13 protein-coding genes are annotated in these 16623 nt (G+C 64.0%); 8 read left to right on the top strand and 5 right to left on the bottom strand.

What is annotated here, in order from left to right:
* Positions 1-3 precede the first annotated feature (3 nt).
* Positions 4-1647 carry a glucose-6-phosphate isomerase gene (gene pgi, locus AC1DXU_RS21485; protein WP_477372211.1) on the bottom strand — a complete coding sequence of 548 codons (1644 nt, stop codon included), beginning with the start codon at positions 1645-1647 and terminating at the stop codon, positions 4-6.
* 376 nt (positions 1648-2023) lie between these two features.
* On the opposite strand from pgi, the gene pdxR reads away from it, so the two are divergent.
* Together pdxR and AC1DXU_RS21495 are read left to right on the top strand one after the other, a co-directional pair.
* Complete coding sequence (gene pdxR, locus AC1DXU_RS21490) at positions 2024-3517, top strand: MocR-like pyridoxine biosynthesis transcription factor PdxR (RefSeq protein WP_477241394.1); 1494 nt, start codon at positions 2024-2026, stop codon at positions 3515-3517.
* A 190-nt stretch (positions 3518-3707) separates the two neighbouring features.
* Positions 3708-5297 (top strand): trimethylamine methyltransferase family protein, encoded by a 1590-nt coding sequence (locus tag AC1DXU_RS21495; protein ID WP_477311486.1) that lies wholly within the window; start codon positions 3708-3710, stop codon positions 5295-5297.
* Between the two features lie 18 nt (positions 5298-5315).
* Here the strand turns inward: AC1DXU_RS21495 and AC1DXU_RS21500 are convergent, their stop codons facing one another.
* The 3 genes from AC1DXU_RS21500 to AC1DXU_RS21510 form a co-directional block, all read right to left on the bottom strand.
* Entirely contained in the window at positions 5316-5714 is a 399-nt protein-coding gene (locus AC1DXU_RS21500; protein WP_477372213.1) for a hypothetical protein, read from the bottom strand.
* Positions 5715-5778: 64 nt separating this feature from the next.
* On the bottom strand, positions 5779-6240 hold the full coding sequence (locus AC1DXU_RS21505) for a hypothetical protein (protein ID WP_477372215.1): 462 nt from the start codon (positions 6238-6240) through the stop codon (positions 5779-5781).
* A 71-nt stretch (positions 6241-6311) separates the two neighbouring features.
* A complete protein-coding gene (locus AC1DXU_RS21510) occupies positions 6312-8117 on the bottom strand; it encodes an IlvD/Edd family dehydratase (RefSeq protein WP_477372217.1) in 1806 nt (601 codons plus the stop codon).
* A 149-nt stretch (positions 8118-8266) separates the two neighbouring features.
* On the opposite strand from AC1DXU_RS21510, the gene AC1DXU_RS21515 reads away from it, so the two are divergent.
* A complete protein-coding gene (locus AC1DXU_RS21515; RefSeq protein WP_477311482.1) occupies positions 8267-8719 on the top strand; it encodes an SRPBCC family protein in 453 nt (150 codons plus the stop codon).
* An 11-nt stretch (positions 8720-8730) separates the two neighbouring features.
* Here the strand turns inward: AC1DXU_RS21515 and AC1DXU_RS21520 are convergent, their stop codons facing one another.
* Complete coding sequence (locus AC1DXU_RS21520) at positions 8731-9921, bottom strand: Mrp/NBP35 family ATP-binding protein (RefSeq protein ID WP_477372219.1); 1191 nt, start codon at positions 9919-9921, stop codon at positions 8731-8733.
* A 244-nt stretch (positions 9922-10165) separates the two neighbouring features.
* On the opposite strand from AC1DXU_RS21520, the gene AC1DXU_RS21525 reads away from it, so the two are divergent.
* The 5 genes from AC1DXU_RS21525 to fdhF all read left to right on the top strand — a co-directional run bounded on the left by AC1DXU_RS21525 (position 10166) and on the right by fdhF (position 16623).
* Positions 10166-10543: a VOC family protein gene (locus AC1DXU_RS21525; protein WP_477311480.1), complete on the top strand. Its 378-nt coding sequence runs from the start codon at positions 10166-10168 to the stop codon at positions 10541-10543.
* A 94-nt stretch (positions 10544-10637) separates the two neighbouring features.
* Positions 10638-11537: a LysR family transcriptional regulator gene (locus AC1DXU_RS21530; protein WP_477311479.1), complete on the top strand. Its 900-nt coding sequence runs from the start codon at positions 10638-10640 to the stop codon at positions 11535-11537.
* A gap of 133 nt (positions 11538-11670) precedes the next feature.
* Complete coding sequence (locus AC1DXU_RS21535; protein ID WP_477311478.1) at positions 11671-12150, top strand: formate dehydrogenase subunit gamma; 480 nt, start codon at positions 11671-11673, stop codon at positions 12148-12150.
* Positions 12147-13703, top strand: coding sequence for a formate dehydrogenase beta subunit (locus AC1DXU_RS21540; RefSeq protein WP_477311477.1), 1557 nt, complete (start codon positions 12147-12149; stop codon positions 13701-13703). The genes AC1DXU_RS21535 and AC1DXU_RS21540 overlap by 4 nt, the downstream gene beginning before the upstream one ends.
* 10 nt (positions 13704-13713) lie before the next feature.
* Complete coding sequence (gene fdhF / locus AC1DXU_RS21545; protein WP_477311476.1) at positions 13714-16623, top strand: formate dehydrogenase subunit alpha; 2910 nt, start codon at positions 13714-13716, stop codon at positions 16621-16623.

Below are 16623 nucleotides of genomic sequence, written 5' to 3' on the forward strand. Positions count from 1 at the left end.
TTTTCACTCCGAGCCACGCAATTGGTGGATATGTCCCACCAGACCGGCCGTCGAAGCGTCACGCTTTGCGGCATTCTCCTTGCCTTCCACGACAGGCAGCAGCCCGGTCGCCAGTTCCTTGCCTAGTTCGACACCCCATTGGTCGAAGGAATTGATGTTGAACAGCGTGCCTTCGACGAAGACGCGGTGCTCATAGAGCGCGATCAGCCGGCCAAAGGTGCGCGGGTCGAGCTTCTTGTAGAGGATCGTCACCGAGGGGCGGTTGCCGGAGAAGACTCGGTGCGGCGCAATCTTGTCGACATCGGCCGGCTTCATGCCTTTGGCCAGCATCTGCGCGCGGGCTTCCTCCAGCGTGCGGCCCTTCATGAACGCTTCCGACTGCGCCAGGCAGTTGGCCAACAACAGATCATGGTGATGCCTGAGGTCTGGTTCGTGGCCGATGGCCGCCGCGAGGAATTCGACCGGGATGACGTCAGTGCCCTGGTGCAGCAGCTGGAAGAAGGCGTGCTGGCCGTTGGTGCCGGGCTCGCCCCAGACCAGCGGGCCGGTCGGCGTGGTGACAGCACCGCCGTCGAGCGTGACGCTCTTGCCGTTCGATTCCATGTCGAGCTGCTGCAGATAGGCCGGCAACCTGGACAGGCGCTGGTCGTAAGGAATGACCGCGCGCGCCGGATATTTGCAGATCACCCGATGCCACCAGCCGATCAGCCCCATCAGCGCCGGCAGGTTTTTCGCCAGCGGCGCGGTGCGGAAGTGCTCGTCCATCTCATGCGCGCCATCGAGAAAGGCGCGAAAGTTCCTTGGCCCAACGGCGATCATCACCGGCAGGCCGATGGCGCCCCAGAGCGAGTAGCGGCCACCGACCCAGTCCCAGAAGCCGAACACGCGGTCCGCTGCGATGCCGAATTTTGCCACCAGGTCGAGCGCGGTGGAGACGGCGGCGAAATGCTTGCCGACGGCGTCCTTGCCGAGTGCCTTCTGCACCCATTTGCGCGCCGTCTCGGCATTGGTCATCGTCTCGACCGTGGTGAAGGTCTTCGAGGCGATGATGAACAGGGTGGTTTCGGCGGACAGGCCCTTCAGCGTGTCATGGATATGGGCGCCGTCGATATTGGACACGTAGTGCGCGCGCGGCCCATCGTGATAGGGCGCCAGCGCCAGCGTCGCCATCGCCGGGCCAAGGTCGGAACCACCGATGCCGATGTTGACGATATCGGTGATCTTCTTGCCGGTGGCGCCGGCCGCCTTGCCCGAGCGCACGGCGTCGGCGAAAACGCCCATCGCGTCGAGCACGGCCAGCACATCCGCTTTGACGTCCTGACCGTCGACCGTGACGCCCTTGCCGCTGAGGTTGCGCAGCGCGGTGTGCAGCACGGCGCGGTCTTCGGTGATGTTGATCTTCTTGCCGGAGAACATCGCGGCACGGCGGCCCGCAAGGTCGGCCGCACCCGCGAGCTTCTCCAGCAGCTCCATCGTTTTCGCGTCGACGGCGCATTTCGACCAGTCCAGCAACAGGTCGCCGTCGGTGGCGGAGAATGTCTCGAAGCGCCTGGGATCGGCGGCGAAAGCCTCACGCATGGTGCCTGACGCCGCCGCGCGATGGTCGCGCAAGGCGGCGAGCTGCTTGTCGAAGGACGATTGATCCACTGGCGGGGCTCCTGGGCTTTTTGACACATTCTATCAGACCGGATGTTTCCGGCGCGTGTCGGCGCGTCAATCTATTGAGCCGAATTCCCTTCGTTTCAATGCGCGCGATGACGCAGTGCAACATGATGGGATGACGCGAGCGTCGGAAGGCGCGACGACGCTGCGCGTCGCGCGGGCGGGATGACGCAAGCGTCACCCGGGGATGGGATGCATCACGAAGCGATGACGCTGCGCGTCACGCTGGGCGCGTCGCGCGATGGATCACTGGCATAAATCCCAGAGATCAGAAAAATTGATTGGCGCAACCCCTTGTGCCACGGTTACGTTCGGCTGGTCCAACCAAGCAAAAAAGGTTGGCCATCGAGGAACATCCTTCATGCCACAGCGTAACGATACGGCCATATGGTCCGGCCTGTTCCGGATTTCTGCGGAATCCGGTCAGACCCTGCAGGCGCAGATCCGCCAGGCGATCGTCGCCGCCATCCTCGACCGGCAAATTGCCGCTTCGATGCCGCTTCCGTCCTGCCGCATCCTGGCCGAAAAACTCGGCGTGGCGCGCGGCACCGTGGTGCTGGCGTTCCAGCAGCTGGTCGACCAGGGCTTCCTGGTGGCGCGCGAACGGCGTGGCCATTTCGTCAATCCCGATGTGCTGGCGACACCGGCCAAGCCGCATCAGAAGGCGCCCGACCAGGCCAATGAGATCGACTGGAAGGCGCGCCGGCAGATCGCCGCCAGCGACATGCCGCCGCCGGCCAAGCACGACAACTGGATCAAGTCGTCCTATCCCTTCGTCTACGGCCAGTTCGACCCAGCACTGTTCCCGACGGCCGAATGGCGCGAGTGCAACCGCATGGCGCTGGCCGTGCTCGAAATCCGCAACTGGGCGTCTGACATGGTCGACCGCGACGATCCGCTGTTGATCGAACAGATCCAGGCGCGGCTGCTGCCGCGGCGTGGCATTTTTGCCAATCCGGACGAGATCATCGTGACCTTGGGCGCCCAGAATGCGCTCTACATGTTGGCCACGCTGCTGATGACCAAGGGCTCCAAAGTGGCGATGGAAGATCCCGGCTATCCCGACGCGCGCAGCATTTTCCGGCTGGCGGGCGCCGAGATACAGCCGGTTCCGGTCGACCAGTCCGGCATCGTAACCTCTTCCATTCCCAATGATTCCGGCTTCGTCTTCGTCACGCCGAGCCATCATTGCCCGACCATGGTGCCGCTGTCGGCGGAACGGCGGCAGGATCTTCTGGCGCGCGCCAACCGCTACAACCAGATCATCATCGAGGACGGCTATGACAGCCAGCTTCTCGACGAGGCGCCGCAGCAGGCGCTGAAGAGCCTCGATCGCTCCGGCCGCGTCGTCTATGTCGGCTCGATGTCGAAGACGCTGGCTCCCGGCCTGCGGCTTGGCTACATCGTCGCCTCCGCCGGGCTGATCTCCGAACTGCGCGCGTTGCGCCGCTTCATGCTGCGCCATCCGCCGGCCAACAACCAGCGCGCCGTTGCGCTGTTCCTGTCGCTTGGCCATCACGAGGCGCTGGTGCGGCGGCTGTCGAGCGCCTTCGACGAGCGGCGCAAGCGCCTGGTCCATGCGATTTCCGCCTTCCTGCCGGAGTGGCGTTCGACCGATTCTGCCGGCGGCACATCGCTCTGGCTCGAGGGGCCGCGCGGCACTGATTCACGCGGGCTGGCCGAGGCCGCGGCCTCGCGCAGCGTCATCATCGAGCCCGGCGACCGCTTCTTCGACCGCAACGAAAAGCCGTCGCGTTTCATGCGCTTAGGCATTTCCTCGATCGCGCTGCAGCACATCGAGCCCGGCATCCGCGAACTGGCGACCGCAGCCGGGCGTCGACCGGCAGCGGCCTGACAACCTGATTTGTGACGGGGCCGGAAACGGCCCCGTTTTTCTTTTAGCACTCTGGCATATGCGACGGGGGTCGTTGGCCCATAGGCTGTGCCAATGCCGGCGGCATAGTCGGAGGCATAAAGGGGACGAAGCAGGCCGATGGTGGACCAACCGCCGCCGCCCGCTTCGCAGCTAAAGGTGGAGTGCCTCCATGTCAGTGGCTCTTGAGAAGCAGGATGCATCGACGGACCAACGTTCGCGACGCTCCGGCGGGCGCGAAGCGCGCCGCGCCATGCGGGCGGCACCGCTCGCCGACGACATCAGGCCGGTGCGTGCCGGCCTTGAAGGCGGCAGCTACGGACCGCTGACCGAGAACGACCAGGAGCGCATCCACGAAGCGGTGCTGACCCTTCTGGAGACGGTCGGCTTCGCCAACGCCATTCCCTCCTGCATCGAAGCCCTGACCAAGGCCGGCGCTACCCTTGGCGACGATGGCCGCCTGCGCTTCCCCCGTGGCCTCGTCCTCGACACGATCAAAAAGGCAGCACGGCATTTCACCCTGCACGGCCAGGATCCCCGGCACGACATGCTGATCAAGGGCAAGCGGGTGCACTACGGCACAGCCGGTGCCGCCGTGCATCTGGTCGATGTCGAGAAGCGCGAATACCGCGAGTCACTGCTGCAGGACATTTACGACGCCGCCCGCATCGTCGACGGGCTCGACAATATCCATTTCTTCCAACGGCCGATGGTGCCGCGCGACATTCCCGATCCGCTCGATATGGACTTCAACACGCTCTACGCCTGCGTGATGGGGACGTCCAAGCATGTCGGCACGTCGTTCACGGTGCGCGAGAACGTGCAGCCGGCGCTGGAGATGCTATACGCAATCGCCGGCGGCGAGGAGAACTTTCGCGCCCGGCCGTTCGTGTCGAACTCGAACTGCTTCGTCGTGCCGCCGATGAAATTCGCCGAGGACGCCTGCGGCGTGCTCGAAGCCTGCGTCGAAGGCGGCATTCCGATTCTCCTGCTCTCGGCCGGCCAGGCCGGCGCGACAGCGCCGGCGGCGATTGCCGGTGCGGTGGTGCAAGCGGTGGCCGAAGTGCTTGTCGGCCTCATCTATGTCAACGCCATCAAGCCGGGACATCCGGCGATCTTCGGCACCTGGCCGTTCGTTTCCGATCTCAGGACCGGCGCCATGTCCGGCGGGTCGGCCGAGCAGGCGGTGCTGACCGCGGCCTGCGCGCAGATGGCGCAATATTACGATCTGCCGGGCGGGTCGGCCGCCGGCATGACGGATTCGAAACTGCCCGACATCCAGTCCGGCTATGAAAAGGGCATCACCGACGTGATGGCCGGCCTTGCCGGGCTCAACCTCGTCTATGAATCGGCCGGCATGCACGCCTCGCTGCTCGGCTTCTGCCTGGAAAGCCTGATCATCGACAATGACATGCTGGGCCACTGCCTGCGCTGCGTGCGCGGCATCGAGGTGACCGACGAGGCGCTGTCGATCGATACCATCGCCGATGTCTGCCTGAAGGGACCCGGCCACTATCTCGGCAACGAGCAGACGCTGCGGCTGATGCAGACGGAATATTTCTATCCGGCCGTCGGCGACCGCTTTTCACCAAAAGAATGGAACGAAAAGGGCAGGCCCGATATCTTGCAACGGGCGATCATCGAGAAGAAACGCATCCTTGCCGAGCGCTTTCCGCGCCATGTGCCAAAGGCGATCGACGACAAATTGCGCGCCCGCTTCGGCGAGATGATCAAGCTGCCGCGCGGCAATATGGGCGGCTGAGCCCATCCTGCCGGATGGTCAGTCGGCGCTCAGCCCGTAGCGCTCGACGATTTCGGCGCTGATCAGCTTGGCGTGCAGCGTCATCAGCACGATTTGCGCATCGAAACTGTCGCCGGCCTCGAGGGCTGACTCGATCCGGCGCTCTGCATCCAGCCTGCGTTCAGAGCCATTGGCCTGCTCGAAAGTTTGCGGCCCGGCGATACAGTAGCTGAACAGTTGCGCCACGGATCGATAGGCGTTGGGTGGTGGCTCGTCGGGCCAGTGATCCTTCATCAGATTGACGATGGTGAGCTTTACGCCCTCCGGCACCAAGGCGGGATGAAGGTCGGCGCCACGCAATGCCGCGTCGAGCTCCCTGAGGTCGCCCGAGCGGCCGAACATTCCGAGGAATCCAAGGGAAGAGCGCCGTTTCGTCATGGTGGTCCTGTCCGTTTCCCACCCAATATGGGAACCGCGCGTCCGAAAGGAAACGGAATAGGACTCACCCCTGTTTGATCGTCCTGGCACATTCATCGAGCAGCCTTAGCGCTCCAGCAACACCCTCGGTCCGAAACACGAGCGGCTGGTCGACGCCGGTCACGCGCACCGTCATCGATCCGGCATCGGCGATCGCCTTCCGCTCCTCGGCCGTCGGATCATTGTCGATGTCGGCGATATAGTCGACGGTGGTCATGCCCGCCATTTCCAACGGCCTGTCGACGCCCTTGAGCTGCAACGTCACCGTGACCGGCATGTCCTGTTCCTTGAAGGCGCCTGGCCACAGGAAGACGCGCATGGCGATGCGCGAGGAGTCGCGCGTGCGTGCAAAGACCAGGCCGTTGTAGGGCGTCGCAGCGAACTCGACCGGATCGCGGTTGGTGGCGTTGCACCAGCGTCCCGCAACGGCGACGGTCCAGCCGCCCGCCGTCACGGGAAAGTCGGTTGCCGAGGCAACCGAGGGCAAGAGCCAGGCGGCTAGGGCGATTGCCGCCCATAACCGCCTTGCCGGCCGGCTTGAGCGGCGGAATCCGCCGCTCAGTGGTTGTCCCTCGGCACGCCGCGTGTGTGCGCCACATCCTGGTATTTCACCGCCGGCTTCAGCACCATTCCCTGGTCGAACTGGTCGACCATGCCGCGCTGGATCTCCTGCCACGGCGTCTGGTGCAGCGGATAGTGGAAGCCGCCATTGCCTTGCAGCGCGGCGCGCCGCTTGGCGATCTCGTCGTCGCTGACGAGGATGTTGGCGGTGCCTTTCCTGAGATCGATACGGACACGGTCGCCGGTCTTCAACAGCGCCAGCCCACCGCCGATGGCGGCTTCCGGCGAGGCGTTGAGGATCGACGGCGAGCCCGACGTGCCCGACTGGCGACCATCGCCGATGCAAGCCAGCGCATGGATGCCCTTCTTGATGAGATAGGCCGGCGGCTGCATGTTGACGACCTCGGCGCCACCGGGATAGCCGATCGGGCCGGCGCCGCGCATGAACAGGATGGTGTGTTCGTCGATGCCTTGCGCCGGATCGTCGATACGAGTGTGATAGTCCTCCGGACCGTCGAAGACCATGGCGTTGCCCTCGAAGGCCTCGGGATCCGCAGGGTTGGACAGATAGCGCTCGCGGAATTCGGGCGAGATACCGCTGGTCTTCATGATCGCCGAATCGAACAGATTGCCCTTGAGGTTGATGAAGCCGGCATTGGTCTTCAGCGGCTTGGCGACAGAGCGGATGACGTCGGCGTTTTCGTTGACGACGCCCTCGCAATTCTCACCGATCGACTTGCCATTGGCGGTGCGCGCGCCGGGATGCGGCAACAGCCCACCCTTGATCAGTTCGGCCACCACGGCCGGCACGCCGCCGGCATGGTGATAGTCCTCGCCGAGATACTCGCCCGTCGGCTGCAGATTGACCAGCAGCGGCACGTTGAGGCCGATCGCCTGCCAATCGTCATTGTCGAGCTTGACGCCGAGATGACGGGCGATGGCATTGAGATGGATCGGCGCGTTGGTCGAGCCGCCAATGGCAGAATTGACGACAACGGCGTTCTCGAACGCCTCTCTGGTCATGATGTCCGAAGGCTTCAGATCCTCATGCACCATCTCGACGATGCGTTTGCCGGTCTCGTAGGAGATCTGGCCGCGCTCGCGATAAGGCGCCGGAATGGCAGCCGAGCCCGGCAATTGCATGCCAAGCGCCTCGGCCAGCGAATTCATCGTCGTGGCGGTGCCCATGGTGTTGCAATAGCCGGTGGACGGCGCCGAGGACGCGACGATGTCCATAAACTCGTCATAGCCGATCTCGCCGGCCGACAGCCGCTGGCGCGATTCCCAGACGATGGTGCCGGAGCCGGTACGCTTGCCCTTGTGCCAGCCGTTCAGCATCGGGCCGACCGACAGCGCGATGGCCGGAATGTTGACGGTGGCAGCAGCCATCAGCAGGGCCGGTGTCGTCTTGTCGCAACCGATGGTGAGCACGACGCCATCTAGTGGGTAGCCGTAAAGCACCTCGACCAGGCCGAGATAGGCAAGGTTGCGATCGAGTGCCGCGGTCGGCCGCTTGCCGGTTTCCTGGATCGGATGGCAAGGGAATTCGAAAGGAATGCCGCCCATCGAGACGATGCCCTCGCGCACGCGCTTGGCCAGTTCGATGTGGTGGCGGTTGCAAGGCGACAGGTCCGAGCCGGTCTGGGCAATGCCGATCAGCGGCTTGCCCGACATCAGCTCGGCGCGTGTCAGCCCGTAATTGAGGTAGCGCTCCAGATAAAGCGCGGTCATCCCGGGATTGTCCGGGTTGTCAAACCACTCCTGCGAGCGAAATTTCTTCTTTCTGGTAGGGGCGCCGGCCATCATGGTCTCCATATTTGTAGGACAAATCGATATGGCAACGCGCGAGAGCAGGCAAGAGGCACGCGCGGTCCGAACCCACACTTTGGTGCGATAGACATATCCGCACCCCTGCGCTAGGGCTTCAGACCTGTCTTTTCGGGGAGATTTTGATGGCTTTGGTGATCGAAGGCGAGGAACGCATCGCCGCACCCCTGCAAAAAGTATGGGAAGCGCTGAACGACCCCGAGGTGCTGAAGGCGACGATTCCCGGCTGCCAGAGCCTCGACATGAAGTCGCCGACCGAAATGACGGCGACCGTGGTGCTGAAGATCGGGCCGATCAAGGCGACGTTCAACGGCGAAGTGACGCTGAAAAACCTCAACCCGCCGAACTCCTACACGATCCAGGGCGAAGGCAAGGGTGGCATCGCCGGCTTCGCCAAGGGCGGCGCCGACGTGACGCTGACCGCCGACGGACCAGATGCGACAATCCTCAAATACGCGGCCAAGGCCGATGTCGGCGGCAAGATCGCCCAACTCGGCAGCCGGCTGATCGAATCGACCTCGAAGAAACTGGCCGGCCAGTTTTTCTCGAGCTTTGGCGAGAAGGTCGGCGCAGCCTAGGTCGTCAAAACTTATTCGAAGACGATGCTCGGCACGGCAGCTGCCGCCGCGCCGCGTTCTTCATTAATCCGCTCCCAGACCCTTCCGGCAATATCGCGGTAGATTTTCGCCTCGGGACCATCTGGCTTCGAGGCGACCACCGGGGTGCCGGCGTCCGAGCTCTCGCGGATGCCCATTTCGAGCGGCACTTCGCCCAGGAAGGTGACGCCGAGACGCTCGGCCTCGCGCCGCGCCCCGCCATGGCCGAAAATGTCGTAGCGTTTGCCGGTATCGGGGGCGATGAAATAGCTCATGTTCTCGACGATGCCGAGCAGCGGCACGTCGACCTTCTTGAACATGTTCAGCCCCTTGCGGGCGTCGATCAGGGCCAGGTCCTGCGGCGTTGAGACGATGACGGCGCCGGCCAACGGCACCTGCTGGGCCATGGTCAGCTGGGCATCGCCGGTGCCGGGCGGCATGTCGACGACCAGCACGTCGAGCCGGCCCCATTCGACCTCGCGCAACATCTGCGTCAGCGCCGACATCACCATCGGCCCGCGCCAGATCATCGGCGTCTCCTCATCGACGAGGAAGCCCATCGACATCACCTTGAGCCCGTAATTCTCCATCGGTTTCAGGATCTTACCGTCGACGGTCTGCGGCCGGCCATGGATGTTGAGCAGCCTTGGCATGGACGGGCCATAGATGTCGGCATCGAGCACACCGACCCGCAGGCCATTGGCGGCAAGGCCAAGCGCGATGTTGACGGCGGTGGTCGACTTGCCGACGCCGCCCTTGCCGGAGGCTACCGCGATGATCGCCTCGATGCCGGGCACGCCGCGTTTTCCCTGGCTTTGCGATGCAGGGGCGTGGGGAGCTGGGCGCGGGGCCGCGGGTGCGGCCGGCGGCGCAGGTCTGGGGGCGGGACGTGCCGGGACCGAGGCCTCCATGCCGCCGCCCTTCTTTTCCGCCGTCAGTGCGACCACGGCGCCGGAGACACCGGGGATCGCCTTGACGACCCGCTCGGCGGCGGCGCGCAGCGGCTCCATCTCCTGGGCGCGAGCGGCGGGGACGGTGATCGAGAAAAAGACCTTGGAATCGGCAATGAAAATCTCGGAAACCATGCCAAGGTCGACAATGTTGCCGGTGAAGTCCGGCCCATTGACCGTCTTCAGGCGCTCGATGACGATTTCCTTGGTGACATTTTCCTGTACGGCGGGCATGGCAGTTTTTCCTTACGCAGCTTGCGCCTGAGATAATGTAGTTTCCGGACAGAACCAAGCCGTGGAGCAATGGCTGCCTCGTCGCGCTCGCAAAAACGACGGGTCTTGTCGGACTTCATCCCCGCCAAACGTCTTCCAGATGTGCCGGTGCGGCCAGCAATTGGGCCAGCCGACGTCGTCAAACAATCGGAGCGACCTATTTCAACGACCAGCACAGGACCGACGACCAAAGAAGGAGGCGACCATGCTCGCAAACAGCAACGCGACGGCCAATCTGGCGGTGAAAGACCTGGCAAGGGCCAAGGCCTTCTATGAGGGGACACTTGGCCTGAAGCAGGTGCACGATGAGGGCGGCGAACTGATCGTGTACAAAAGCGGCGACACCGCCATCAACGTCTATCATTCCCAATTTGCCGGAACCAACAAGGCGACGGCGGTGACCTGGATGGTTGGCGACGAGATCGGCAATGTGGTCAAGGCGCTGAAGTCGAAAGGCGTCACTTTCGAGCGCTACGACATGCCCGGCCTGACGCTGGAAGGCGATATCCATGTCGGCTACGGGATGAGGGTCGCATGGTTCAAGGATCCCGACGGCAACATCCTGAACCTGGTGGACAGGTAGGCTTCGGCCGCTATCCCCGGAGCACAAGGCGATTTTGGGTACGGGGCGCCAGCACCGGCTGGCGTAGCCGCCTCGCGCCGGTTAGCTTTCGCCCATGATCGACAAGCTGGAATTCTTCATCGCGCTGGCCCGGGAAGAGCATTTCGGGCGGGCGGCGGAGCTGTGCGGCGTCACCCAGCCGACGCTTTCGGCCGGAATCAAGCAGCTGGAAGGCCAGCTTGGCGTGATGCTGGTTCTGCGTGGCTCGCGCTTCCAGGGGCTGACGCCGGAAGGCAAGCAGGTGCTGGCGTGGGCGCGCCGCATCGTCGGCGACAGCCGTGCCATGAAGGAAGAGATGCGCGCGGCGCGGCACGGCCTTTCCGGCCGCATTCGCATCGCCGCCATTCCGACCGCACTGGCCATGGTGGCGCGGCTGACGACACCCTTTCGGGCAAAGCATCCGGGCGTCACCTTTTCGGTGCTGTCGCGCACGTCGATTGAGGTGCTGTCGCTGCTCGGCAATTTCGACATCGATGCCGGCATCACCTATCTCGACAACGAACCGCTGGGGCGCGTGACCAGCGTGCCGCTCTATGACGAGCGCTATCAACTGATCACCGCGGTCGGGAACCCCTATTCCGACCGCGACAAAGTGACATGGGCCGAACTCAGCCAGTTGCCGCTGTGCCTGTTGACGCCGGACATGCAGAACCGCCGCATCATCGACCAGCATCTGGCCGAAGCCGGCGTGCAGGTTCGGCCGACGCTGGAATCCAATTCGATGATCGTTCTGTTTTCCCATATCCGCACCGGAAAATGGTCATCGATCATGCCGCTCAACCTCGCGGAAACGTTCGGCTTTTCCGAGCCGATCCGGGCCATTCCTATCGTCGAGCCCGACGCCAGCCACACTGTCGGGCTGGTGGCGACGCCGCGCGAGCCGCACACGCCGCTGGTCTCGGCGCTGCTGGACGAGGCGATGGCGCTGGCGGACGATTTCCACACCCGACGTTGAGCTAGACAATGCTGGCTGGATGAAATCGATAGAAGATTTCTATCGAGCAACGGAACAGCTTTATTGATTCCGCGGGTTTCCTCTGATTTTGTAAAGACTTAGCGAAAAAAGCTACCATCAGGGAGGGCGCTGCATGACGATGCAGCCTGCAAGTACCGAGATCGCGTCGCGCACGGCGGCGATCATCCAGGAGTTGAAGGACCTCGAAGGTCCTCTGTTGCCGATCCTCCACGGCATCCAGGAAGAGTTCGGCCATGTGCCGCACGACGCGCTGCCGATCATCGCCGATGGGCTGAACCTATCCAGGGCTGAAGTGCACGGCGTCGTGACCTTCTATCATGATTTCCGCGCCAAGCCGGCCGGCCGGCATGTGCTCAAGCTCTGCCAGGCGGAAGCCTGCCAGTCGATGGGTTCGGATGCCGTCGCCGCCAAGATCAAGCAATTGCTGGGCATCGGTTTCCACGAGACCTCACGCGACGGATCGGTTACACTCGAGCCGGTCTATTGCCTCGGGCTTTGCGCCTGTTCGCCGTCGGCGATGCTGGACGGCGAGGTGATCGGGCGGCTCGATGACGAAAAGATCGAAGAGATCGTCGCGGAGGTACGCTCATGATCCCGCGCATCTACATTCCGGCTGATTCCGGCGCGCTGGCACTCGGCGCCGAGAAGGTCGCCAAGGCGATTCGAGCGGAACTGGCCGAACGCGGCATCGAGGCCAAGATCGTACGCAATGGTTCGCGCGGCGCTTACTTCCTCGAGCCGATGGTCGAGGTGGCAACCGCCGAGGGCCGCGTCGCCTATGGGCCGGTGAAGCCTTCCGACGTCAAAAGCCTGTTCGACTGCGGTTTCCTCAAGGGTGGCCATCACAAGCGCTGGCTGGGCGCGCCCGACAAGATCCCGTTCCTGGCCAAGCAGACGCGCCTGACCTTTGCGCGCTGCGGCGTCATCGACCCGCTGTCGCTCGACAATTACAAGGCGCATGGCGGGCTGAAGGGCCTGCAGAACGCGGTGGCCATGGCGCCCGCCGACATCGTCAAGCAGGTGACGGACTCGGGTCTACGCGGGCGCGGCGGCGCCGGCTTCCCGACCGGCATCAAATGGAAGACGGTGCTGGATACCGCCGGCGACCGCAAATACATCGTCTGCAACGCCGATGAAGGCGACAGCGCCACTTTCGCCGACCGCATGATCATGGAAGGCGACCCCTTCGTGCTGATCGAAGGCATGGCGATCGCCGGTATCGCCACCGGCGCGACCAAGGGTTTTGTCTATATCCGCTCGGAATATCCGCATGCGGTGGCGACGATGAACAAGGCTGTCGAGGTCGCCCGCAAGGCCGGCGTGCTCGGCGTCAATGTGCTCGGCTCCCCCAATGCCTTCGACATGGAAATCCGCGTCGGCGCCGGCGCCTATGTCTGCGGCGAGGAAACCTCGCTGTTGAACAGCCTGGAGGGCAAGCGCGGCGTGGTACGCGCCAAGCCGCCACTGCCGGCGATTCAAGGCCTGTTCGGCAAGCCGACGGTGATCAACAACGTCATCTCGCTGGCGTCCGTGCCGATCATCATGGACAGGGGTGCCGCCTTCTACAAGGATTACGGCATGGGCCGCTCGCGCGGCACCATCCCGATCCAGATCGCCGGCAACGTCAAGCAAGGTGGCCTGTTCGAGGCGGCCTTCGGCATGACGCTGGGCGAGATCGTCGACGATATCGGCGGCGGCACCGCCAACGGGCGTCCGGTGAAGGCGGTGCAGGTCGGCGGACCTCTCGGCGCCTATTTCCCGCGCGCGCTGTTCGACACGCCGTTCGACTACGAAGAGTTTGCAAAGCGTGACGGCCTGATCGGCCATGCCGGCATCACCGTCTTCGATGACACCGCCGACATGCTGAAGCAGGCGCGCTTCGCCATGGAGTTCTGCGCCATCGAAAGCTGCGGCAAGTGCACGCCCTGCCGCATCGGTTCGACGCGCGGCGTCGAGACCATCGACAGGCTGGCGGCCGGCATCGAGCCGGAGAAGAACCTCGCGCTGGTCACCGACCTCTGCAACACGATGAAGTTCGGGTCGCTGTGCGCGCTGGGCGGCTTCACGCCTTACCCGGTGATGAGCTCGATCACCCACTTCCCCGAAGATTTCAAGCCCGCGCCGGCGCGCGTGGCTGCTGAATAGGAGCTGGCAGATGAACATCAAGGCCGACTTCCCGCCACTCGTCGAAGAGATCGACTACGGAACCCCGCAATCGAATGCGGAGAAGCGGATCACGCTGACCGTCGACGGCCGCAGCATCAGCGTGCCGGAAGGCACGTCGATCATGCGGGCGGCGATGGAAGGCGGGGTCGAGATCCCCAAGCTCTGCGCCACCGACATGCTGGACTCGTTCGGTTCGTGCCGTGTCTGCCTCGTCGAGATCGAAGGGCGCGGCGGCACGCCGGCGTCCTGCACGACGCCGGTTGGCGAAGGCATGGTGGTGCGCACGCAGTCCGATCGGCTCGACGCCATTCGTCGCGGCGTCATGGAGCTCTATATCTCCGACCATCCGACCGGCTGGAACGAGAAAGCCGGCACCGGCGCCAGCGAGTTCGACGCGGTGGCGAAGTCGGTCGGCCTGACCGAGAACCGCTTCGGCGTCGAAGGCCGTAACCACGTCAAGGAAAACGGCGTTGCACCCGGCCATGGCTCGCTGGCGGTCGACTACATCGCCCGCGATGAGTCCAACCCCTATTTCACCTACGATGCGGCGCAATGCATCGTCTGCTCGCGCTGCGTGCGGGCCTGCGAGGAGGTGCAAGGCACCTTCGCGCTGACCATCGAGGGCCGCGGTTTCGAATCGCGCATGGTCGCCGGCATGCACGAGGATTTCATCGCCTCCGAATGCGTGTCCTGCGGCGCCTGCGTGCAGGCCTGTCCGACCGATGCGCTGCGCGAGAAGACGGTGCTCGAGAAGGGCATGCCGGAGCGCTCGGCCGTCACCACCTGCGCCTATTGCGGCGTCGGCTGCTCGTTCAAGGCCGAGGTGAAGGACGACGAAGTCATCCGCATGATGCCGTACAAGGACGGCAAGGCGAACCACGGCCATTCCTGCGTGAAGGGCCGTTTCGCCTATGGCTATGCCACCCACAAGGACCGCATCCTGTCGCCGATGATCCGGGAAAAGATCAGCGATCCCTGGCGCGAAGTGAGCTGGGAAGAAGCGATCGCCCATACGGCCAAGGAATTCCGCCGTATCCAGTATCAATACGGACGCACCGCCATCGGCGGCATCACCTCGTCGCGCTGCACGAACGAGGAGACCTATCTCGTCCAGAAGCTGGTGCGGCAAGGCTTCCGCAACAACAACGTCGATACCTGCGCACGCGTCTGCCATTCGCCGACCGGCTACGGTCTCGGCCAGACCTATGGCACCTCGGCCGGCACGCAGGATTTCGACTCCGTCGACTTCACCGACGTCGCCGTCATCATCGGCGCCAATCCGGCTTCCGCGCACCCGGTGTTCGCCTCGCGCCTGAAGAAGCGGCTGCGCCAGGGCGCCAAGCTGATCGTGCTTGATCCGCGTCGCACCGAGATGGTCAAGTCTGCCCATATCGAGGCGGATTATCACCTGCCGCTGAAGCCCGGCACCAATGTGGCGGTGCTGACGTCGCTGGCGCATGTCATCGTCACCGAAGGTCTTTTCAACGAAGCCTTCATCCGCGAGCGCTGCGACTGGGTGGAGTTCCAGGATTGGGCTTCGTTTGTCGCCTTGCCGGAAAACAGCCCCGAAATCGTCGGCAAGCTGTCCGGCGTCGATCCCGAGTTGATCAGGGGTGCTGCGCGGATGTACGCCACCGGCGGCAATGGCGCGATTTACTACGGCCTCGGGGTGACGGAACACAGCCAGGGTTCAACCACGGTGATGGCGATCGCCAACCTCGCCATGGCCACCGGCAATATCGGCCGTCCAGGCGTTGGCGTGAACCCGCTGCGCGGCCAGAACAACGTGCAAGGCTCGTGCGACATGGGCTCCTTCCCGCACGAACTGCCCGGCTACCGCCACATCTCCGGCGAAGCCGTGCGCGACATCTATGAGAGCCTGTGGGGCGTGAAGCTGGACGACGAACCCGGCTTGCGCATTCCCAACATGCTCGATGCCGCCGTCGACGGCACTTTCAAGGGCATCTACATCCAGGGCGAGGACATTCTTCAGTCCGATCCTGATACCAAACATGTTGCCGCCGGCCTCGCCGCGATGGAATGCGTCGTCGTGCACGACCTCTTCCTCAACGAGACGGCGAACTACGCGCATGTGTTCCTGCCGGGCTCGACCTTCCTGGAGAAGGACGGCACTTTCACCAACGCCGAGCGCCGCATCAACATGGTGCGCAAGGTTCTAGAGCCCAAGGCGCGCTACGCCGACTGGGAAGCGACGCAGGAGCTTGCGCGCGCCGTGGGGCTGGACTGGAACTATCAGCATCCCTCAGAGATCATGGACGAGGTCGCCAAGACGACGCCGAGCTTCGCCGGCGTCTCCTTCGAGCTGCTCGACCGTGTCGGATCCGTGCAATGGCCCTGCAATGAAAAGGCGCCGCTCGGCACTCCGATCATGCATGTCGATGGTTTCGTGCGCGGCAAGGGCAAGTTCATCCGCACCGAATATGTCGCGACGGACGAGCGGACCGGGCCGCGCTTCCCGCTGCTGCTCACCACCGGCCGCATCCTGTCGCAGTACAATGTCGGTGCGCAGACCAGACGCACCGACAACGTCATGTGGCATTCTGAGGACCGGCTGGAGATCCACCAGCACGATGCCGAAAATCGCGGCCTGCGCGACGGCGATTGGGTTCGGCTGACCAGCCGCTCTGGCGAGACGACGTTGCGCGCCCTGATCACCGATCGCGTGTCGCCCGGCGTGGTCTACACGACGTTCCACCATCCGGACACGCAGGCCAACGTCATCACCACCGACTTCTCCGACTGGGCGACCAACTGCCCGGAATACAAGGTGACGGCGGTGCAGGTCGGCGCCTCCAACGGCCCGTCGGACTGGCAGCGCGACTATGACGAGCAGGCCAAGCAGAGCCGGCGCATCGCAAAGCTGGAAGCGGCGGAGTAG

The sequence above is a fragment of the Mesorhizobium sp. P3_A10 genome (genome assembly GCF_056403175.1).

Coding starts and splice junctions, on each gene's coding strand:
- pdxR (WP_477241394.1), top strand. CDS start 2,024: ATGCCACAGCGTAACGATACGGCCATATGGTCCGGCCTGTTCCGGATT.
- AC1DXU_RS21495 (WP_477311486.1), top strand. CDS start 3,708: ATGTCAGTGGCTCTTGAGAAGCAGGATGCATCGACGGACCAACGTTCG.
- AC1DXU_RS21500 (WP_477372213.1), bottom strand. CDS start 5,714: ATGACGAAACGGCGCTCTTCCCTTGGATTCCTCGGAATGTTCGGCCGC.
- AC1DXU_RS21510 (WP_477372217.1), bottom strand. CDS start 8,117: ATGGCCGGCGCCCCTACCAGAAAGAAGAAATTTCGCTCGCAGGAGTGG.
- AC1DXU_RS21515 (WP_477311482.1), top strand. CDS start 8,267: ATGGCTTTGGTGATCGAAGGCGAGGAACGCATCGCCGCACCCCTGCAA.
- AC1DXU_RS21520 (WP_477372219.1), bottom strand. CDS start 9,921: ATGCCCGCCGTACAGGAAAATGTCACCAAGGAAATCGTCATCGAGCGC.
- AC1DXU_RS21525 (WP_477311480.1), top strand. CDS start 10,166: ATGCTCGCAAACAGCAACGCGACGGCCAATCTGGCGGTGAAAGACCTG.
- AC1DXU_RS21530 (WP_477311479.1), top strand. CDS start 10,638: ATGATCGACAAGCTGGAATTCTTCATCGCGCTGGCCCGGGAAGAGCAT.
- AC1DXU_RS21535 (WP_477311478.1), top strand. CDS start 11,671: ATGACGATGCAGCCTGCAAGTACCGAGATCGCGTCGCGCACGGCGGCG.
- AC1DXU_RS21540 (WP_477311477.1), top strand. CDS start 12,147: ATGATCCCGCGCATCTACATTCCGGCTGATTCCGGCGCGCTGGCACTC.
- fdhF (WP_477311476.1), top strand. CDS start 13,714: ATGAACATCAAGGCCGACTTCCCGCCACTCGTCGAAGAGATCGACTAC.